Here is a 19,831-nt window from a genome sequence, read left to right as displayed (position 1 = left end):
TGCCTATAGTTCGTGGATCTGAACATCCGGAACCACGGATTTTGCAATATCGCACAGATGTCGGTGATGGGTCAGGTAGATCACCTGACCCATGGTCGCCATCTGTCCGAACAGTCGAAAAACTTCCTCGGAACGAGGTTCGTCGAATGTTTCCATGATGTCGTCAGCGACAAAAGGGACGGACGGGCGAACGGCCGCGAACTCTTCGTAGCCGGCCAGTCTCAGCGCCAGATAGAGCTGATAGCGCGTACCCGTCGACATGGCATCCGAAAGTTTGGAACCCCCATCCCTGGTCACGCCGATTAGAATTTCCTTGCCACCATCGGGCTGGGTGCTGAGGCCTGAATATTCGTTTCGGGTCATTTGCCGAAACGCCGCAGAGGCCTTGGTCATCATCGAACTGCGATGCTTCTCGCGATAGAGGCTCAAGGCACTCTCGGCAGCCATGGTGCCGGCACGCAACCGAAGATACCGCTGGGCTTGCTCCTGAATATCGAGGATGATGGTTGCGCGCCGTGCTTCGAGGCGCGCAACCGCATCGTCTCCACCAACCGCGTCGATCCTGTCCTGCGCACGCGTTAGCTCTGCGTAGAGTTCGCGCGATCGCTGAGACAGGTTCTCAATCGTTTGCGTCAGCTGCTGGACATCCGACGCCGCGCGTTCCGCATCCAGATCAGTCAGCATGCGAACAGCATCATCCAGGTTATCCGCAGACAGCATGTCCAGTAACTGATGACGTAGTTCAAGTGAGCGTGCTTCTAAACGGTCGCGCTCCGCTGCACGCTCCAGATGTTGGCTGACCGAATCCAGACTCTCGACTCCGAAGAATAACGTGAATTCTGCCTTGCGCGACGCATGGGCCGCAAGCCTTACTTCGACAGCTTCCAGAGCTTCCTTCTGCCTTGCAAGATCGGCAAGGCGGGACTGCCGGTGCAATTGCAGTTGTTCAACCTCTTGCCTGCCGCGTTCCAGGCGGCTGGCGAGTGCAATCACATCCTCATCTGTCTCAGCCCATCCAACGGATGCGCCAAGCTCTCTAACCTGCGCGGTAAAGCGTGCGATATCTCGTGCCATCAGTTCCGTGCGATGGGCCAGCTGATCGCGTTGTCCAATGAGGCGGGGTAGATCCGTCAGTCGGTCGAGAACGCCACGGACCGCGGCCGGGTCCGTCTCTTGCGCGAACCAGGTCCGGTTCAGCGCATTGGTCCACTCTTCGTGCCATTCGTTTTGCGCCTGGCGTGCGTTCGCCAGATCCTGCTGGCGCTCGCTCAGATCCCGCTGCAACTCGCCCAGCCTGGTAGTTTGCTGGTGCCGCTCCCGTGCCTGTTCTTGACCTGCAGCCAGCCAGTCGCTGATGACATCAAGTTTGCCCTCAAAATCGGTTGGTGAAGTTTCAATATCTGGAATGTCCGAAAGCAGCAGGTTCAATTCATCAAGCTGCTGCCGTTCCGTCTTCTGTAACTCTCCCACTTTATCGTTGGCTTCAGCCCAGCTGTCGTAAGCGGAAAGATAGTCTGTCCGCGCTCTGGAGAAGCCGTCAATCCAGGATATCAGGGCCGGGATGTCTGCCCCTCTGCCGCGTTCGAAAGGCAGCACCTCCACCAGACGGTTCAGTAGATCCGTTCGTTCCTGGCTGATCTCGGCGAGTACCTCTTCGGTTTCGCGAAGTTTCACCGAAAGCGCCTGTCGCTCCTGCCGCAGCCGCCGCCACTCCACCAAATCCCCGGAGTGTGCAAGACGGCTGTCGCTGACCTTATCGTGCTCTTGCATCAGGGCGTCAAAGGCCTGAGCGGTCTCTGCGGTTAAACTGCTGAGATGCAGGTGCCATGCCTCGTTTCGACGTTGGCGTAGCGTGGATGCGGATGCGTCGTCGAAATTTTCCACTTCGCTTCGCGATGCTGCAAAACGTGCCTCGGTCTCCGCAAGCCGCGTTCGGGTTTCGCGCAGGCTTTCCTTCATCCGAGCCGTCTGCCTGTCCAACTCCGCAGACTGCTGTCGCCAAGCCTCCATCTGTCGAGGATCGGGCACTATCAGGGATCTAAGCTCGTCGGCGGTTCCCTCCCACGGCAGGAGAGCGGTCGCGGTCTGTTCTACCTGCCGGCGTAGTCGATCCAATCCGCGCGTCTCAAGCGCAATAAGGGAACGGGTATCGCTTTTGCGGAGCCGCTCGAGGATCACTGTCACCTGCCGGTCCTTCTTCTCATCACGTTCAGACGAGGAATGACCAGCCAGTTTCGCATCGGCCAGTTCAATGGCGGCTTCGATGCGTTCAACTTCGCGCTGAACGGTCTTCAACGTCGCACTGATGCCCGACCGCGTTTCGATCAAATCGCGAAGCTTGCCCGTCAGGGCCGGTGAAAGAATGAGCGTTTCGGGCTGCTTTTCACCTTCTTTGCCGAGCGCCCGCAGAGCCTGCTGGAGAAGCGCCTGACTTTCGGCCAACTCAAGTTGCCGTCTCTCGAGATCCTTCACTCCGGTGATATGGCGCGCCTTTTCGACCGTCAGCGTGGAGATCGCATCGGCTGCATCGCGGATCCCGGTATCGATGACAATCGCCGCAATCTCGCTTTCAAGCCGTTCGATAGAGGCCAACAGGCTGGCCTTCTCTGTTTCAAGCTGCGTTTCATCACGCATCGCCTCCGAAAGAAGAGCAGCCCATTCTCTGGGCGGGCGCGGAAGATCTGCCAGGGGCGCCAGAGCTTCTTCCGTTCGCCGAAGTTCACGCAGTAAAGGCAGCGCGCGCAACTCCGCCCGCAATCGCAGCGCCTGGAGCTGCGAGCCTGAAAGTTCTTCAAGGACTGCGCTGTAGTTCTTCTGAGCTTGATCGCGGGTCGAAACAAGACCGGCAAAGGCCGGGGCATAGGTGTCGATTTCATCCCGCTCCGCCTTTAGCCCAGCCAGCCTTTGCTTGAGCTCGGCCAGTTGCGTGGTGCGGGCTCGCTTCTTGTGGAAGGCGAAAGCTTCTTCCTCGGTCGCGTTCAAAACGCGGCTCAGCTCGGCAAGGCCTGCGCTTGCGGAAAACAGAAGCTCCCCCAGATCTCCCTTGCTTTCTACGATTGCGCGACCGCCATCCTGCAGAGAATGTTCATCCAGTGAGAACATGGCTCTGTACGAGTCGCGCGTCAGCCCGCCGAGTGCTGACGCAATAATCGCTTCCGGCAGCGGCTGCCCAGAGTGATCGAGTAGCCCGTTTGTTCGCTTCTTGATGCGGGTGAAATCCTGCCCACGACCGTCGATCTCCAGTCGACCACCAATTTGCATGGCGCTATAGGCATGCAGAAAATCGTAGGAACTCTTGTCGGGAATACCGAACAGCAGGTCGAGATAGGCAGAAAACGCCGTCGACTTTCCGGCCTCGTTGAGACCGTAGACGATATGGAGATCCGGGAAACCTTCGCGACGTGCTCCAAAGTCGAGCATCCGATCTGTAAACTTGCCGTAGCGCGTGAGATCAAGCCGGGAGAGACGCATCAGTTCTTCTCCCGATCAACGGCGGCCATTCGGGAAAGGATGTCTTCGCTGCCCTGTGTGATCAGCTGATCGACGAGGCTGTCGAAACTTTCGGTATCCCTTCCGGCAAACTGCCTTGCTTCCGCTGGAAGGTCATCAAGAAGCTGTGTCACAAGCTCGCGCACCTGCTCCCTGTAACCCGTCGAGGGGATGACCTGACCGTGGATGATCTCCTTCAGCTCAACCACCGGATCGCCACCTGACACGCCGACGGGCGCCGAGGGTAGGCGCACATCCAGCTCAAGCTTTTCGATCCAGACTCGCCCAGTCCGTTCCGCGCGCTGCTCGGCTTCAGCCAGAAGGAGATCCGTGTCGCGGCGCATCGTCCAGGCCAGAGGCGTCTCGCCGATCAGACGCAGACGCGCGACGAGATGGGTGGAGAGAGTGCGCGTTCTTTCGCGCTCCAGAGTGGAGCCGATGCGTTCGGCAAGATCGGTCCACCCCGTCAGGCCCGACACATCAACGTCGATGCGGGCGAACTGTGCAATGCTCGTCAGGCGTTCTTCGATCGCCAGACTACCATCGTCGCGAACAGTAACCAGGGTAACGCTTTTCTCTCCTGCTTCATTGATGTCGCGCCCCTGCGGCATGCCGGGCATGATGACCGTTCGTTCTCCGGCGTGATGCGTTCGCTGGTGAATATGGCCAAGAGCCCAGTAGTGAAAGCCGGAGGCGTGCAGTTCGCTGACGGAGCAGGGTGCATAGAGGTCATGCCCCGGAGCGCCGGCGAGGCTCGTATGCATGATGCCGATGTTGATGGCGCCGGAAACCGCTGGTTTGTATTTCGGCAGAAGGCTTTCCGGGGCCTGTGGCTTGGCAAAGCTAAGGCCGTGGATGGCGACGGTCTGGTTCCCGGCGTTCAACTCAACACTTTCGGCGCGCCCGGAAAACACTTTGACCGAAGGTGGGAGCACCAGTTCTTGTGTGATGCGGGATAGAGCATCGTGATTGCCGCGGATCTTGAAGACGTCGATATTTGCCTCATGCAGCCGCTGCATCTGTGTAGCGAGGAAGCGTGCGGTTTTCATCGAGGTCTGGTCGCCGTCGTAAAGATCTCCGGCGATGATCAGCGCATCGACCCGCTCTTCAAGGCAAAGATCGACGATACGCACAAGCGCCTGCCGTGTGGCATCACCAATGAGTTCTGCCAGCTCCGGATTGCGCAGCGAAAGGCTCCGCAGTGGAGAATCGAGGTGGATGTCGGCTGTATGTACGAACCTGAAAGCCATGCTCCCGTCTAACCGGAATAGCATTACCGTTCAACGTCTATCGATCTTTGCACACAACCATGAATCGGTGTCTGCGATCGAACTTCCATCCATCCTACTTTTCATTGACAACGGCAGGTTTCTCGCCATATTCAGCGCAAATTCCGAGGGGAGCGCCTGTACGGTGCTGAGATGGCGGTGAGCCGGACCCTTGAACCTGATCCGGGTCATGCCGGCGTAGGAACGGAAAATCGCTTGCAAAGCGCTGCTTCGCTTCATCCGCTGATCCTGATCGAATGTGATGATCGGGGAGCGGGCCGTGGCTTATTGCCCTGCCGACATGTTTGACCGCTGTAGCTTGCAACGTCGTGAGTGGCTTGCATGACGGTTCAGCGCACGCTCCTTGCTGTCATTCTGCTCCTCCTCGTCTGGCAAGGCGTCATCGTTTTTCTGGGGCCGCCGCGCTATCTCCTGCCAACGCCAATGGCCGTACTTGATGTCTATCTGAAGCAGGCAGGCTTTTTATTCCATCACAGCCTGCTGACAGCTAGCGAGATTGTCGCCGGGTTGGTTCTGGGTGCGATGCTGGGTGCTGGCACTGCCCTTGGCGTTGCAGCCTTCCCGAGAGCAGGACAGATTGTGTGGCCGCTTGTGCTGGTCCTCCAGGCTTTTCCGGTCTTTGTGCTCGCGCCACTTCTGGTCATATGGTTCGGATTCGGGATAGCCTCGAAAGTAGCGATGACCGTCATCATCATCTTCTTCCCAGTCGCCTCAGCCTTTTACGATGGCCTGCGCCGAACCGATAGCGCCATGCTGGATGCCGCGGCGCTGACGCAGGCGAGCCACTGGCAAACCCTTCGATATCTACGCCTTCCGCTGGCACTGCCCTCATTGGTTTCCGGTCTCAGGATAGCTGCCCCGCTGGCACCGCTGGGTGCGGTTGTTGGCGAATGGGTCGGCGCAGCGGGCGGCCTTGGCTTTGTCATGATGCAAGCCAATGCGCGTCTGCAGACCGATGTGATGTTTGCCGCCATGGGCGTGCTGGCCTTTTACACGCTTGCTCTTCGTCTCGGAGTAGACCGCGTGACGGCGGGCTTCGCTCCCTGGGCGCGCGAGTTCAATTACAAAACTCCTTTTTCCGCTCAATTCAAACCGGGACTTTCTTCATGAAACGCTTTCTTGCAGCGCTCGTCGCGCTGGCTGCTCTTGCCGTGCCTGCGTCTGCCTATGCCGCAGACAAGCTGAATGTTTTGCTGGAATGGTTCGTGAACCCCGATCATGCGCCGCTGGTTGTGGCACAGCAGAAGGGCTATTTCGCGGAGGCAGGACTTGAGGTGAAGCTCATTCCGCCTGCGGATCCCTCCGCCGTGCCGCGTCTTGTATCGACGGGCGAGGCAGATATCGGCATCCACTATCAGCCCAACCTCTATCTCGATACTACCGCTGGATTGCCGCTGGTGCGCTTCGGTACACTGGTCGAAACGCCGCTGAACACGGTGACAGTGCTGGCCAATGGGCCAATCAAGTCACTCAAGGATCTCAAGGGTAAGAAAATCGGCTTCTCGGTCTCCGGGTTCGAGGATGCAATGCTGAAGCGCATGCTGGCCGGGGAGGGCGTACAGCTCTCCGAGGTGGAGCTGGTCAACGTCAACTTCTCGCTCTCGCCAAGCCTGATTGCCGGGAAGGTGGACGCCACGATTGGCGGCTTTCGAAACTTCGAGCTGACCCAGATGCGGATCGAAGGTCATGAAGGCAAGGTATTCTTCCCCGAAGAGCACGGCGTGCCGGTTTACGACGAGCTTGTCTTCGTGACCCGCAAACAGCTTGCTGCAGATCCCCGTCTTCCGCGTTTTCTCCAGGCCGTGGAAAAGGCGGCCGTATATTTGACCAATCATCCGGATGAGGCTCTCGCCCTCTTTCTCAAGGCCTATCCCGATCTGGACAACGAGCTGAACCGAAAGGCCTTTGTCGACACGCTGCCACGCCTTGCCAAGCGACCTGCCGCGCTGGATCGTGCCCGCTATCAGCGCTTTGGCACCTTCATGGCCGAGAGTGGCTTGATCCCCAAGGCGCCAGCTGTAGACGATATTGCGGTGGAGCTGAAATGAGTGGCGTCAAGCGGCAGCCGACTGCTGAAGATGCAGGAGCGCTTCTGACCCGTGTTCGGGCCCAGAGGCCGCGTGTCCATTGCCTGATGAACACCGTGGTCCAGAAGTTTACAGCAGATGGCATCACCGTCGTGGGCGGTATTCCTTCGATGACCTCCTCCCGCGATGAAATCGCCGACTTCGTAGCAAAGGCAGATGCGCTGACCATCAATCTCGGCACATTGGATGCCGAGCGCCGGGCCGTGATCCGTATTGCAGTCGATGTGGCGAATGCCGGCGGGAAGCCGTGGATCATGGATCCTGTTCACTGCGATTATTCACCCGGCAGGCTGGAGTTCGCTCGCGAGCTTATTTCACTCGGCCCCACCATCGTGCGCGGCAATCGGGCAGAAATGAGCGTGATTGGCGATACGCGCGCCAGCCTTCGCATCCAGACCGGGCCGGTTGATGAACTGGCCGATGGCGAGCGGCGTGTTTCGGTCCGCAATGGTCATCCCTGGATGGCACAGGTTACTGGTACCGGGTGCCTCTCAGGTGGCGTTATTGCCGCCTTCATGGCAGTTGAGGCCGATGCCTTGGTTGCCGCGGCCTGCGCGTTGTCAGTCACCGGCAGTGCCGCCGAGATCGCCGCCACCCATGCACGTGGACCCGGAACATTCGAGCCAGCCTTTCTCGACGCACTTGCGTCTCTTGACGCGACTGAACTCAATCATCGGGTAAGGATAGAAGCATGAGACAGGTGGACTACAGATTGAACGCCATTGTCGACGCATCCTTAAGCGATGTAGGCCACCTGCCTGAACTGGCGGCGATTGCTGCGCAGAGCGGCGCCACCATTCTGCAGTATCGCGATAAATCCGCTTCCACCCGGATGATGATAGAACGAGCCTCAGCAATACGGCAGGCTATCGCTGCAACAGGAGTTCCGCTCGTCATCAACGATCGGGTCGATGTGGCGCTCGCTGCTGGGGTGGACGGTGTCCATCTCGGCGCGGAGGACATGGACGCCGAAACGGCCCGTCGCTTGCTGGGGCCGGATGCGATCATAGGCCTTACGGTCAAGAAGCCTGCTGATGCCGACTATGCGGGAAGCGCGCCCGTTAATTACGCCTGCATTGGCGGCGTGTTCGAGACTCTGTCAAAGGTCAATCCTGATCCGCCGCTAGGCCTGGAAGGTCTGCGCAACTTGCGAGACCAGATCCGACAGTTGAACCCGTCTCTCCCGGTCGGAGCGATTGCCGGAATTTCGGTGGACCGTATCGGCTCGGTCATCGCGCAAGGTGCGGATGGTGTTGCGGCCATTTCAGCTTTGTTCAGGGCATCGAATATTGCCGAAGCGACCGCATCCTTCCGCAGAGCTGTGGATGCTAGTTTGAAGGATCATGCACAATGACTGCCATTGCCCTGACGATAGCCGGATCCGATAGCGGGGGCGGCGCGGGAATTCAGGCTGATCTGAAGACCTTTTCCGCACTCGGAGTATATGGCGCCAGTGTTGTCACGGCGATCACCGCGCAGAACACACGCGGCGTCACGGCTGTGGAGGACATAACCTCGGCCATGATTGCAGCACAGATGCGCGCGGTCTTTTCAGATTTTCCGGTCAATGCGCTGAAGATCGGCATGGTGTCACGCAGTGAAACCATTGCAACCATTGCCGACGAATTGGCCGCTTTTGCGGGGCCGATTGTCGTGGACCCGGTAATGGTTGCCACCTCTGGCGATCGTTTGCTGCGGGAAGATGCGATCGAAACGCTGAGAAACCGACTGATACCGCTCGCTGCGGTCGTGACCCCCAATCTGCCTGAAGCGGCCTTGCTGACGGGCAGGCCGGTCGCGGAAAACGCAGATGAGATGCAGGTACAGGCACGACAGATATTGTCCCTCGGCGCAAAGGCCGTTCTCATCAAAGGCGGGCATGGCAGTTCGGCTGAAAGTACGGATTTCCTGATCACGGCAAACCAGACAGTGGATTTGACGGCAGAGCGCATCGAAACCAGCAATGATCACGGAACCGGCTGTACGCTGGCTGCCGCGCTGGCCGCGGAACTGGCAAAGGGAGCCTCTCTCGAAAAAGCTGCCCAATCCGCAAAATCCTATCTTCACGCCGCCCTGAAAGCGGGTGTGGCGTTGAAGGTTGGTTCAGGCCGCGGGCCGGTGCATCATTTCCATGGCTGGTGGACTGCTTGATTGCGGGCTTTCGCGATAGGCTGGAGCGGTTGCTGGGGAACGCGCTTGCAGGCCTCATGGCAGTCCTGCTTGTGCTGGTGCTGGCAAACGTCGCCGCCCGCTACCTGTTCCGGACCGGCTTTCTCGGGCAGGAAGAATTGGCGATCTGGCTGCATCTTGCGCTCATTGCGCTTGCGATGCCGCTTGCCTATCGTGGCCCTCTTTCCATGCGGTTCGATATCTTGCGGCGGTGGCTTCCAAGCTCTTGTGGAAGCACATTCGATATCGCTGCAGATGCAATCTCGGTTACGGCTGCGCTCGGGTTGGTCAATGGGGCGTCGTCCAGCATTTCAGCGATTGGAGGGGTATCGCCCACGCTTGGGCTACCGGAATGGATACGATTTTCCTTCTTCGTCACGGGTGGTCTGTTATTGCTCGTCATGCTCGGCTGCGATCGCGTGCTTGCCGGTAAGATACGGGGACTGTTCGTATCGCTGGTGATTGCCGGACTGCTTTACGGGTCATCGAAAATCGCGACGGTTGATAGCGATTGGCCGCCCAGCCTTTTCATGGCGCTGATCGCCGGGTTCGGCCTCCTGGTTTCGGCACCACTGGCACATGCTTTCCTCGCCGCCGCCTGTTTCGCTCCACTCTTCGGAGGCGCATTGCCGGAACCGGCACTCGTTTCGTCCGCCATCAATGGAATGTCGCGCTTTTTGCTTCTGTCGATTCCCTTCTTCCTTCTGGCCGGTGCATTGCTCACGGTTTCCGGCACCGCGGAGCGACTGGTCGCCTTTGCAGCCTCCCTTGTCGGTCATCGAAAGGGAGGACTGGCGCAGACTGTCCTGTTGACCAGTGTCATTTTTTCAGGTGCGTCTGGCTCATCCGTCGCGAACGCTGCCTTTGGCGCGTCCACGTTTCAGCCGCAACTGGTGCGAAATGGTTATCCACCTGCGCAGGCGGGAGCGATCATCGCTGCCTCTTCCGTACTCGACAATGTCATTCCGCCCTCTATTGCATTCCTGCTGCTGGCCTCGGCGACAAATCTCTCGGTCGGTTCGCTGCTGGCCGGAGGTTTTTTCGCGGGAGGTCTGATGGCGCTCTGCCTCGCCGTTGCGATAAGCCTGTCCGTGAGGGCCGGGCCATCCATGAATAAGGCAAGCAGTCGGCAGAGGTGGAGTGCGGCCAGAAGCGCAATTCCCGCATTTGGATTGGGTATTATCGTCGTTGCCGGAATCCGCTTTGGCGTTGTGACGCCGACGGAGGCAGCGGCGCTCGCCGCAGGCTTCACGCTTCTGCTGTCATTCGCCGCGCGTTCGGCTTCCCGCAGCATATGGTCGTGTTTTCGACAGTCGGCGTTGGAAGCGGGAGCCATCGGCCTGCTGATCGGATCTGCCGCGCCCTTTGCGTTTTTGCTCGCGGTGGATGGCGTAGCAGCCTCGTTGACGCAAATCGTCCATTCGCTGGGCAGTTCACCGGGGCTGGTTCTGTTGATGGCGAACCTTGTTCTGCTGGTCGCCGGTCTGGTGCTTGATATCGGTGCAGCGATCCTGCTGCTTGGTCCTATTCTTGTGCCGGCTGCCGCCGCAGCCGGTCTCGATCCCATCCATTTCGGCGTCATTCTGGTCGTCAACCTGATGATCCATGGCCTGACCCCGCCGCTCGGCATGCTCATCTATGTCGTCTCGGGCGTAACGTCCGTTCCTGCATCACAGCTGTTTCGCGCCGTCCTGCCTTATTTGGCTGCGCTGCTTGTATCCCTGTTTTTAATGTGCCTTGGCACGTTGCTTTTCTGAAAGGTCTCAGAACATGTCTGCCATTTCGCGCCGTCTTTTTGTGACAAGCACCATGACCGCTGCGCTCGCCGCACCGTTTCTGGCCCGTTCGGCATTCGCCAAGACGACGACGATCACGGTTGCCTCTCTCCTTGGCGAGGACAAGCCGGAGACGAAGATCTGGCGCTTCATCGCACAGCAGGTTGAAGCAAAACTGCCCGGTCGTTTCCGGTTCAACATCGTGCCGAACGGCGCGTTGGGCGGGGAAAAGGAGGTGGCAGAGGCGAGCCGCCTCGGTTCCGTGCAGGCAAGCCTCTCGACCGTTTCGGCTCTTTCCGGTTGGGTGCCGGAACTGCAGATCCTTGATCTGCCTTTCCTGTTCAAGGATCCGGCACATCTTCGCCGGATAGTCACAGGAACAACTGGAACGGAGCTTCAAGCGAAACTCGCGACACAGAATTTCATTGCCACGGCCTTTATCGACTATGGTGCTCGCCACCTGCTGACAAAGGAGCCGATTACGTCGCCGGAAGGACTTCGCGGAAAACGTATCCGGGTCATTCAAAGCCCGCTTCATACCAAGCTTTGGAGCGCCTATGGCGCCTCTCCCATCGGTATTCCAATCACGGAAACCTATAATGCACTTTCGACCGGCGTGGCGGATGCCATGGATCTGACGAAGTCAGCCTATGCCGGGTTCAAGCTTTACGAGGTCGTGCCGTATCTGACGCAAACCGCTCATATCCGCGCTTCTGGCGTGGTCTATTTTGCAGCAAGCTTTTGGGCCGGGCTCTCCGCGGAAGAGCAGGCGGTTATGACCAAGGCTGCGCAGGAGGGGGCGGAGTATTTCAACCGGCTGATTGTCGAAGATGAGACCCGATCGATGGAGCAGGCTGCCGCAAAGGGTGGAAAGGTCTTGCAGCCGGAAAACCTGGATGGCTGGAGAAACGGCGCGAGGTCCGTTTGGAGCGATTTCAGCGCGATCGTTGGCGGTATGCAGAAGATCGAGGCCATAGCCTCGGCGTGAATTTCAGTGCCGGTCGCTTCACAGGACAGCATCCAATCCGATAAAACGGGATGATGGAAACAAGTGAAAGTGACGAGCAAGAGACGAAGCCCACGCCACGCATGCTGGCCTGGGCCAAGAATTCTGCGGCCTACCGTCTCTCGAAGCGGATGATGACCGAGCGACAATTGGCTGATGCTATTGCACGCAAGGCGCGCGAAAAATTCGAGGGTATTACTGTGGAGCAAATAACTGCTCTGGCAGCGGAAGCTGTCGCATTTGGTTACAGCGTGAAGGCGTTGGACGACAACGCCTATGCCGATATCCGCGCGCGCTCCTCTCAACGTGCCGGAAAATCGAAGAAGGCAATCCGCCAGACGCTGGTGCAGAAGGGTGTGGCTCGCGAAATTGCCGACGAAGCGGTGAGTGAAGCAAACGACCTCCTAGCAGCCGTCATCTATGCCCGCCGCCGTGGCTTTGGACCCTTCAGACGGACGGAGCTGGATGACAAGCAGAAGGCGAAAGAGCTTTCGGCTTTTGCCCGTCAAGGTTTTTCATTCGAGGTTGGGGCCAAGGTATTCGCCATGGATCGCGATGAGGCGGAAGACATGCTCTCAGAGCAATCCTTCGGGTAGGCTTGAAGAAGAAAAGTGAATGCTTACGCTGGAAAATTGGCTAAAAAATTATGTTTTTATTTCAGTTGCATAGCATCGCGTCACCTTGATTTTCATGGGCAAATTTCAGAGCTTTGCGACCATACCCTCACCCTAATCTAAAGGAGGCATTAACCTTTATTTTTTACTCATAGTGATGCCATTTTGTACGCGGTCGGTATCATGCAATTCAATCGAAACAACTTCCCCAATTCCCTTCAGAACGAATCTTCTGCGGAACCCGATCCGCAGGGTCAACCCGTTCGGGATAACCGGATGACGACCGCCGCGCGCCCGCCGGAGGTGCCACTGGATCAGGCGCCGTGGCAGGCCGCATTCAAGCTTGCGCCGAATGTTCGCTTTACGCGCACGCCGGAGAGCGCCATTCCAAAGCGCACCCGTAACGAGCTTTCACCGCTGGCGCCGGAAGAACGCAAGCCCGCTGCGGAAAGCCGCCTGGTTGAGCCGCTCGATATGGCCAAGCCTGAAGCGGTAGCCGAAACGCTAGCGCCGGAATTGCTGGTAAATGCCCTGCAGGGGGCAGCGCAGGCCATGCAGCAGCCGGTTGCCAACCAGCCGGTTCAGCCGAAGGTTCGGCCGCAGCCATCACCGCGAGCTTTGATCGTGAAGCGGGCGCGCCCGAACTATCAGCCGGAGGAGCCCGAACAGAAGGCGGAAGAGGCGAAGGTAGAGACACCGACGCCCTTGTCGCAAGCGGTGCAGCCATCAGCGCCGCAGAGCCCGGAGGCTTCCGTCCAGCCAGAGTTGGCACAGCCGATGACTGCAAAGCCGGAAACCAGCCTGCCATGGCTTTCTGACTTTGCGTTCTTCGAGGGTGATTTGCCGGTTGCCGACGTCGCTGTCACCTCTGCTCCGGTCGCGACGCCATTCCTGCCGCGTCGTCCGGCCGAAGTCATTCGCCAACCACGTCCTGCCTTGCAAAATTCGATCGTTTCCCTTTATCGCGAAGTAAGGCGCGCAGAGCCGCAGACATCGGTTGCCGCAGTCGAGCCGGCCCAACCTCCGCAGGTTTCGGCTGCTGAGCCGGTTGCACCTTATGTCGCCGTTGCCAATCAGTTGACGATTTCCAATACGGTATCCTTCAACTGGACCACGGTGTGGCAGGGCACTCATTCGCTTGATGACCTTCCGCTGCTCGTTGAAGAGACGGCTCAGTCGCTGATAACCGCCACCGAGCATCAGGTTGCCGCGCCTGTTCCGGAAGTGGTGTTCGAACCGCCCGTTGCACAGGTGGCTCAGCCGCCCAGAACCATCGTACCGATCTCATCACGTCCGACTATTACGCTTCCTGGCCTTGACGATCATCGTACCGTGCGTCCGAGCGACGAGAATTACGAATTCCCGCCGATTTCTCTTCTGCAGCAGCCGTATGGACAGCAGACCGAGGCGCTGCAACCTGACGCGCTTCAGCAGAGCGCGGGCCTTCTGGAAAGCATTCTGGAGGATTTCGGCGTCAAGGGTGAAATCATCGATGTTCGCCCCGGTCCCGTTGTCACGCTTTACGAATTCGAACCAGCTCCGGGTGTCAAGTCGTCCCGTGTCATCGGTCTGGCCGACGATATCGCCCGTTCGATGTCAGCACTTTCGGCGCGCGTTGCGGTAGTCCCCGGACGTAACGTCATCGGTATCGAACTTCCGAACGCCGTGCGCGAAATGGTTTTCTTCCGCGAACTCATCGAGTGCGAGGATTATTGGGAGACCAAGCATCGCCTGCCGCTGTGCCTTGGCAAGACGATCGGTGGCGAGCCTGTCATTGCTGAATTGGCGAAGATGCCGCACCTGCTGGTCGCCGGGACAACCGGCTCCGGTAAGTCTGTTGCCATCAACACCATGATTCTATCGCTGCTGTACCGGCTTCGCCCGGAAGAGTGCCGCATGATCATGATCGACCCCAAGATGCTGGAACTGTCCGTCTATGACGGCATTCCACACCTGTTGACTCCGGTCGTGACCGATCCGAAGAAGGCCGTACTGGCGCTGAAATGGGCGGTTCGCGAAATGGAAGACCGCTATCGCAAGATGTCGCGTCTCGGCGTTCGCAATATCGATGGCTACAATCAGCGCGCGGCACAGGCGCGGGAGAAAGGCGAGACGATCACGGTCAGCGTCCAGACTGGCTTCGACAGGCATTCTGGCGAGATCGTCTACGAAGATCAGGAACTCGATCTCTCACCGATGCCATACATCGTCGTCATCGTCGACGAAATGGCTGACCTGATGATGGTCGCAGGCAAGGAGATCGAAGGCGCGATCCAGCGTCTGGCGCAGATGGCGCGTGCTGCCGGTATCCACCTGATCATGGCCACACAGCGTCCGTCAGTCGATGTCATTACCGGCACGATCAAGGCGAACTTCCCAACGCGCATTTCCTTCCAGGTCACATCCAAGATCGATAGCCGTACCATTCTGGGCGAGCAGGGTGCCGAGCATCTGCTGGGGCAGGGCGATATGCTGCACATGGCAGGCGGCGGACGTATCATGCGTGTGCATGGACCGTTCGTTTCCGATGCGGAAGTCGAACATGTCGTGACACATCTGAAGGCGCAGGGTCGTCCAGACTACCTGGGTACGGTCACTGAGGATGAGAGCGAAATCGAGGCCGAGGCCGAGGAAGAAAGCGCAGTATTCGACCGCACCAACATGGGTGCGGACGAGGGTGACGATCTGTACGAGAAGGCGATCAAGGTCGTCATGAAAGACCGCAAGTGCTCGACTTCCTACATCCAGCGGCGCCTGTCTATTGGTTACAACCGCGCGGCCTCGCTGGTCGAACGCATGGAACAGGAGGGTCTTGTCGGTCCTGCAAACCATGTCGGCAAGCGCGAGATCATTTCTGGGCGCACGCCCGGTTCTGACGAAGGCTGAATTGGACGGGGTGGCTTCACGCCACCCCGGTCCTTACGTGTTGCGGGCCGCCACATAGCGGTTTTGCGGCATTGAAAGACCCATGCAGCGGACTTCCATAGCGCCGCGGGGTCGCGATGATGAAACCGAGAATGACGCCAAGCAACATCCATGCGATCCAGAGCGCCAGCTTGACCGCCGTGCCACTGATGATTTCGGGCATATGACGCAGGATGACGTTTGGATCGAACATCATTTCGTGCACCCGGAAGAGAGCGTTCGACATACTTGCCTGTCATCGCGACAATCCAGCAGATCGCCAGGTAGATGATGGCGGCAAATGAAAAGATCTCGATTGGTATGCAGGTTGCGGACGCCAGATCCTGCACCATGCGTGTTATCTCCACGATTCCTAAGACCGAGCCCAGCGAGGAGGATTTTAGGATCATGATGGCCTCGTTCACGAGGGCCGGGAACGTCAACCTTAGCGCAATAGGCGCTTTGATGCGCATGAAAATCTGCCGGGGTGACAGACCTGCAATATCGGCAGCCTTGCTGATAGGCGCGCCGGCCTTCTTGAGAATGGCCACAGTCGCCTGCGCGATCGGCGATGTGAAGCGATAGCGCTCTATGCGAGCCTTGGTAATAGTTGCCGGTCATGCGACGACATCGAACTTCCCGGCCTCCAGACCGGGCAATACGCCTTCCCACGGCAGGGTTACCCATTCAATTTTTACGCCCAGTTCCTTGCCCGGTTCGGCGAACAGATCGACGTTAAGACCCGAATGCGTACCGGCTTCAATGAAATCGAACGGCGCGAAAGCCGTCCCTGTTCCGACCTTGAGAACCCCGGCAGTTTTTGCCTTCGCAAGGATATCCTCGGCGTGGGCACTCAGAGATGCGCCCAGGAAGAATACGGCACAGGCGGCCGCCTTGAGGAAATGTCTTTTCAGCATGATGGCTGCTCCCGTTTTCGAACTTGGTCGCCCGCAGCGATGTTCCCCTCGGATCTATGTTTTCTGCCTCTTTTGACTATACAAACAGAACGCTGGTTTCGGTCCGCATCGATGCTTTGTTTATAATATTTGCGTGTCTAAGTTTTGTGCAAATTTTTTGCCATCGAAACAACGAAGAACCCTGCTTCGGTCGATGCAGCGAAACGGACACACCCGACCAAACTTTCGGCATTATGGCCTCGTAGGGGTATTTCAATCCGATTGGCTGCACGCACAAGACTTTGTATAGGTTCATTCTTTGAACCGTCTCGTGCTTCGGCCGTAAATCGGTTTGTTATGAGATCGATGAAACGCCGGCCATGGAACGCAACCTATTACGCTATATCTGGAAGCATACCCGGCGGCAGCAGGTCTTCATCCTGGCCATCGTGCTGCTTTCCATGATCCCTTATTTCGCCGCGTTTGATTTGCCGAAGCAGATCATCAACGGGCCGATTCAGGGAAGCGGTTTTGAAACGGCGGACTCTACGGCGCTGTTCATGGAGTTCACCCTTGCGGTCCCGTTCACCGATCTGAGCTGGAGTTTCGAGGGCTTCGAGCTGGATCGGATGTCCATGCTCATGGCCTTGAGCGGTGTCTTTCTGTTTCTCGTCATCGTCAACGGCCTCTTCAAATTCTACATAAATACCTACAAGGGCCGTCTGGGTGAAAGGCTGTTGCGACGAATCCGTTTCGAACTGGTAGACCGGGTTCTACGGTTTCCGCCAAGCGCATTGAAACAGGCCCATGGAGCCGAAGTCTCAACGATGGTCAAAGACGAGGTGGAGCCGTTCGGCGGCTTTACCGGAGATGCTTTCGTTCAACCGGTCATGCTCGGCGGGCAGGCTGCGGCGGCGCTCTTCTTCATTTTCCTCCAAAATCTTGCGCTCGGGATGATCGCCTTCGTCATGGTTGCCATTCAGGTGGGCATCATTCCGAAAATGCGGCGTCGGCTCATCGATCTTGGACGTCAGCGCCAGATCACGGCGCGTCATCTGGCAGGAAAGGTGGGGGAGATCGTCGACGGCATCGATACGATCCACACTTACGATACGAGCAATTATGAGCGCGCAGATATCGCGCATCGGCTCGGCCATATCTACAAGATCCGCTACGAGCTCTATCAATGGAAATTTCTCGTTAAATTCGTGAATAACTTCCTCTCTCAGCTGACGCCGTTTCTGTTCTATTCCATCGGCGGCTACTTCGCGCTCAAGGGTTCGCTCGATGTTGGCCAGCTGGTTGCCGTCATCAACGCCTATAAAGACTTGCCGGGTCCGTTGAAGGAGTTGATCGACTGGGATCAGTCTCGCCAGGATGTTCAGGTCAAGTATGAGCAGGTTCTGGAACAATTTGAACCGGGGCAACTCGTCGATCCGTCCCTGCATGAGGTGAAGCCTGTTACGCCTGCCCATACGGGTACGGTTCTCGCGGCCCAGAATTTGACGGTTATCGACGGAAGTGGCGCAAAGACACTGGACAATGTGACACTTAAGATCGAGCGCGGAGAAACCGTTGCCATCATCGACAATTCAGGCAACGGGGGGGAGAGCCTGGCGGAATCCTTCGCCCGTATTGTCTGGCCTGCGTCCGGTCGCGTTAGTCTCGGCGATACCGATTTGCTGGAACTGCCGGAGGCGGTTTCAGGTCGGAAGATCACCTATGCTTCGGCAGACAGCTACTTCTTTCATGGCAGCCTGAAAGACAATCTGCTCTACGGATTGAAACACGCGCCGACGACGACCGTTTCCTATAGCGGTGAAGAAGCGGCCCATCGAAGCTGGGAGATCCGCGAGGCGGAACTGGCTGGCAATAGCGCGTTAGACCTCAATGCGGACTGGATAGATCGTCGTTCGACGTCAGTTCTGCGCGGGTTTGATGACGACCTCAAGCAATCACTGATGCGTGCGCTGGATGCTGTTCAGCTGACGCCGGATGTCATGGAGCTTGCGCTCCACTCCTATCTGGATCCGGAGGAAAACCCTGCGCTGGCGAGTCGGGTCGTCGAGATGCGTCATTCCTTGAGAGAAACCCTTCAGGCTGAAGGGCTCTCGAATATTGTCGCTCATTTTGACCCCGCGGCCTATAACCCCGAAGCGACCGTTGCGGAGAATCTTCTGTTTGCTGCAACAAGCATTTCATCCAGCTCTGATGGTGACGTAACCGAAAGCGAATATCTTTTCGAGGTGCTCGAAATCAGCGGTCTTTACGACATGCTCTATGAGATGGGCTTGAAAATCGCAGACGATCTGGTCGAGATCTTTGCGGATCTGCCACCGGAGCATCCATTCTTTCAGCAACTCGACCGCATCAATGCAGAGGACATCGCCAGCTATCAGCAATTGCTGCAGCGCATGCAGTCCCGCACAGGAGCAGGCATAACGGAACAGGAGGCGCGTTCAATCGTCCGCCTCAGTCTTCACTATATCGAGCCGCGCTATCGTTTCGGCGTCTTGTCGCAGGATATCATGGATGCGGTGGTGGCCGCGCGGGACAAGTTTTACGCCAATCTGCCCGTAAACCTGCGAGACCGGATCGAGCGATATGATCCCCACCGTTACATGGCTGCTGCTACGCTGCGCGAGAACGTGCTCTTCGGTAAACTTTCTAACCGGGTGGCGGATGCCCCGGCAAAGATCAGGAAGATTGCCGGCGAAATCATGCGCGAAAAGGGATTGTTCGAGAGCTTCATTGCGCTTGGGTTGAGCTTCGAAGTGGGGACGGGAGGGCGTCGCCTGACCCTCACGCAGCGCCACAAGCTGAGCCTTGCGCGGGCGCTGGTCAGACGTTCGGATTTCTACATCTTTAACCGCGCCCTGCCAGGATTGGATAGACGCGTCCAGGAGGAGATCGTTAAGGCTGTTATTGATTTCCTGAAGGAACAGGACAATGATCCGACAGTCATTTGGGTTCTTTCTAACACTTCCCTGTCACGTTTGTTTCATCGAGTGATTGTATTCGACCGCGGCACGGTTGCTGAAGACGGGACGTTCGAGGCGCTGGATCGGGACAGTGGAATATTCAGATCGTTGGTTGCCTGAGTAGGGAGGCGGCCGGCGCGTGAAGGGGGTATGCGGCGCAATGTTGCTGAGGGAAGAAGTCGAGCTGTTGCGGAACATTCCGTACTTCAACCGGGTGGATCCTTGTAAGCTCAAACTGCTTGCATTCGCTTCTCATCGCATCTGTTATGAGCCAGGCGACACGATTTTCATGCAAGGCGATGTTCCCGAAGCGACCTTCGTTCTTCTGAGTGGGAACGTTAGGCTCACCGCTTCCAGTCCATGCGGACGGTGTGAAACGACGCAAGCGGAACCAAACTCCATGCTGGGAGAGATGTGCCTCCTTTCCGACCAGCCGCGAGCCATGACCGCGACCGCCCTGACGCAAGCCGAGGCGCTGAAAATCAGTCGCGACTGCCTGCTGCGGCTCGTTTCCGACAATCCGAGAATGAGTTTCGAGATCAGCCGCGTCCTTGCCGAGACGCTTCGGGACCGTATGGGTCCGGTCGGGAAGCAATTTGCCCCCGCAGCAATTGTTTAGTA

14 protein-coding genes, 1 pseudogene and 1 riboswitch are annotated in these 19,831 nt (G+C 57.9%); of the genes and pseudogenes, 11 read left to right on the top strand and 4 right to left on the bottom strand.

From position 1 onward, the window contains the following. Positions 1-3: 3 nt before the first annotated feature. Positions 4-3,471: an AAA family ATPase gene (locus E8M78_RS00690; RefSeq protein ID WP_137133218.1), complete on the bottom strand. Its 3,468-nt coding sequence runs from the start codon at positions 3,469-3,471 to the stop codon at positions 4-6. Then, positions 3,471-4,739, bottom strand: coding sequence for a DNA repair exonuclease (locus E8M78_RS00685; protein WP_137133217.1), 1,269 nt, complete (start codon positions 4,737-4,739; stop codon positions 3,471-3,473). Before E8M78_RS00685 ends, E8M78_RS00690 begins: the two co-directional genes overlap by 1 nt. A 136-nt stretch (positions 4,740-4,875) precedes the next feature. Continuing rightward, a riboswitch (TPP riboswitch) is annotated at positions 4,876-4,979 on the top strand. A 120-nt stretch (positions 4,980-5,099) separates the two neighbouring features. On the opposite strand from E8M78_RS00685, the gene E8M78_RS00680 reads away from it, so the two are divergent. The 9 genes from E8M78_RS00680 to E8M78_RS00640 all read left to right on the top strand — a co-directional run bounded on the left by E8M78_RS00680 (position 5,100) and on the right by E8M78_RS00640 (position 15,315). Further along, the gene (locus E8M78_RS00680; RefSeq protein ID WP_137133216.1) at positions 5,100-5,888 is read left to right on the top strand and encodes an ABC transporter permease; all 789 of its coding nucleotides are present in this window, start codon (positions 5,100-5,102) and stop codon (positions 5,886-5,888) included. Then, a complete protein-coding gene (locus tag E8M78_RS00675; protein WP_137133215.1) occupies positions 5,885-6,826 on the top strand; it encodes an ABC transporter substrate-binding protein in 942 nt (313 codons plus the stop codon). Before E8M78_RS00680 ends, E8M78_RS00675 begins: the two co-directional genes overlap by 4 nt. Beyond that, a complete protein-coding gene (locus tag E8M78_RS00670; RefSeq protein WP_137133214.1) occupies positions 6,823-7,560 on the top strand; it encodes a hydroxyethylthiazole kinase in 738 nt (245 codons plus the stop codon). The genes E8M78_RS00675 and E8M78_RS00670 overlap by 4 nt, the downstream gene beginning before the upstream one ends. Continuing rightward, on the top strand, positions 7,557-8,219 hold the full coding sequence (gene thiE / locus E8M78_RS00665) for a thiamine phosphate synthase (protein ID WP_137133213.1): 663 nt from the start codon (positions 7,557-7,559) through the stop codon (positions 8,217-8,219). The genes E8M78_RS00670 and thiE overlap by 4 nt, the downstream gene beginning before the upstream one ends. Then, entirely contained in the window at positions 8,216-9,016 is an 801-nt protein-coding gene (gene thiD / locus E8M78_RS00660) for a bifunctional hydroxymethylpyrimidine kinase/phosphomethylpyrimidine kinase (protein WP_137133212.1), read from the top strand. Before thiE ends, thiD begins: the two co-directional genes overlap by 4 nt. Positions 9,017-9,072: 56 nt before the next feature. After that, positions 9,073-10,791, top strand: a complete 1,719-nt coding sequence (locus E8M78_RS00655; protein ID WP_137133294.1) for a TRAP transporter large permease subunit — start codon at positions 9,073-9,075, stop codon at positions 10,789-10,791. A 13-nt stretch (positions 10,792-10,804) separates the two neighbouring features. Continuing rightward, the gene (locus tag E8M78_RS00650) at positions 10,805-11,797 is read left to right on the top strand and encodes a TRAP transporter substrate-binding protein (protein WP_137133211.1); all 993 of its coding nucleotides are present in this window, start codon (positions 10,805-10,807) and stop codon (positions 11,795-11,797) included. A gap of 53 nt (positions 11,798-11,850) precedes the next feature. Beyond that, positions 11,851-12,411, top strand: coding sequence for a recombination regulator RecX (gene recX / locus E8M78_RS00645; protein WP_137133293.1), 561 nt, complete (start codon positions 11,851-11,853; stop codon positions 12,409-12,411). 294 nt (positions 12,412-12,705) lie between these two features. Further along, positions 12,706-15,315, top strand: coding sequence for a DNA translocase FtsK (locus tag E8M78_RS00640; RefSeq protein WP_246658167.1), 2,610 nt, complete (start codon positions 12,706-12,708; stop codon positions 15,313-15,315). Positions 15,316-15,331: 16 nt separating this feature from the next. Here the strand turns inward: E8M78_RS00640 and E8M78_RS23220 are convergent, their stop codons facing one another. Continuing rightward, complete coding sequence (locus E8M78_RS23220) at positions 15,332-15,580, bottom strand: hypothetical protein (RefSeq protein WP_170973275.1); 249 nt, start codon at positions 15,578-15,580, stop codon at positions 15,332-15,334. 247 nt (positions 15,581-15,827) lie between these two features. Continuing rightward, positions 15,828-16,250 (bottom strand): annotated as a pseudogene (locus E8M78_RS00630) (transporter substrate-binding domain-containing protein); the annotation flags it as partial. A 359-nt stretch (positions 16,251-16,609) separates the two neighbouring features. Here E8M78_RS00630 and E8M78_RS00625 point away from each other — a divergent pair. Further along, a complete protein-coding gene (locus E8M78_RS00625) occupies positions 16,610-19,330 on the top strand; it encodes an ABC transporter transmembrane domain-containing protein (protein WP_137133208.1) in 2,721 nt (906 codons plus the stop codon). 40 nt (positions 19,331-19,370) lie between these two features. Beyond that, positions 19,371-19,829, top strand: coding sequence for a Crp/Fnr family transcriptional regulator (locus E8M78_RS00620; RefSeq protein ID WP_137133207.1), 459 nt, complete (start codon positions 19,371-19,373; stop codon positions 19,827-19,829). The last annotated feature ends 2 nt before the right edge of the window (positions 19,830-19,831 follow it).

Origin of the sequence: Rhizobium sp. FKY42 (assembly GCF_005222835.1) — a bacterium.
Lineage (GTDB): Bacteria > Pseudomonadota > Alphaproteobacteria > Rhizobiales > Rhizobiaceae > Neorhizobium.
Note: the sequence above shows the minus strand (reverse complement) of the source record. Positions and strands in the feature narration are given on the sequence as shown.

Excerpts from the sequence above, each read along its gene's own strand:
- E8M78_RS00625 (WP_137133208.1), top strand. The coding sequence starts at position 16,610 with ATGGAACGCAACCTATTACGCTATATCTGGAAGCATACCCGGCGGCAG.
- E8M78_RS00620 (WP_137133207.1), top strand. The coding sequence starts at position 19,371 with ATGTTGCTGAGGGAAGAAGTCGAGCTGTTGCGGAACATTCCGTACTTC.
- E8M78_RS00655 (WP_137133294.1), top strand. The coding sequence starts at position 9,073 with ATGGCAGTCCTGCTTGTGCTGGTGCTGGCAAACGTCGCCGCCCGCTAC.
- E8M78_RS00650 (WP_137133211.1), top strand. The coding sequence starts at position 10,805 with ATGTCTGCCATTTCGCGCCGTCTTTTTGTGACAAGCACCATGACCGCT.
- E8M78_RS00640 (WP_246658167.1), top strand. The coding sequence starts at position 12,706 with ATGACGACCGCCGCGCGCCCGCCGGAGGTGCCACTGGATCAGGCGCCG.
- E8M78_RS00685 (WP_137133217.1), bottom strand. The coding sequence starts at position 4,739 with ATGGCTTTCAGGTTCGTACATACAGCCGACATCCACCTCGATTCTCCA.
- E8M78_RS00690 (WP_137133218.1), bottom strand. The coding sequence starts at position 3,471 with ATGCGTCTCTCCCGGCTTGATCTCACGCGCTACGGCAAGTTTACAGAT.
- recX (WP_137133293.1), top strand. The coding sequence starts at position 11,851 with ATGGAAACAAGTGAAAGTGACGAGCAAGAGACGAAGCCCACGCCACGC.
- E8M78_RS00670 (WP_137133214.1), top strand. The coding sequence starts at position 6,823 with ATGAGTGGCGTCAAGCGGCAGCCGACTGCTGAAGATGCAGGAGCGCTT.
- E8M78_RS00680 (WP_137133216.1), top strand. The coding sequence starts at position 5,100 with ATGACGGTTCAGCGCACGCTCCTTGCTGTCATTCTGCTCCTCCTCGTC.
- E8M78_RS00675 (WP_137133215.1), top strand. The coding sequence starts at position 5,885 with ATGAAACGCTTTCTTGCAGCGCTCGTCGCGCTGGCTGCTCTTGCCGTG.
- thiE (WP_137133213.1), top strand. The coding sequence starts at position 7,557 with ATGAGACAGGTGGACTACAGATTGAACGCCATTGTCGACGCATCCTTA.
- E8M78_RS23220 (WP_170973275.1), bottom strand. The coding sequence starts at position 15,580 with ATGTCGAACGCTCTCTTCCGGGTGCACGAAATGATGTTCGATCCAAAC.
- thiD (WP_137133212.1), top strand. The coding sequence starts at position 8,216 with ATGACTGCCATTGCCCTGACGATAGCCGGATCCGATAGCGGGGGCGGC.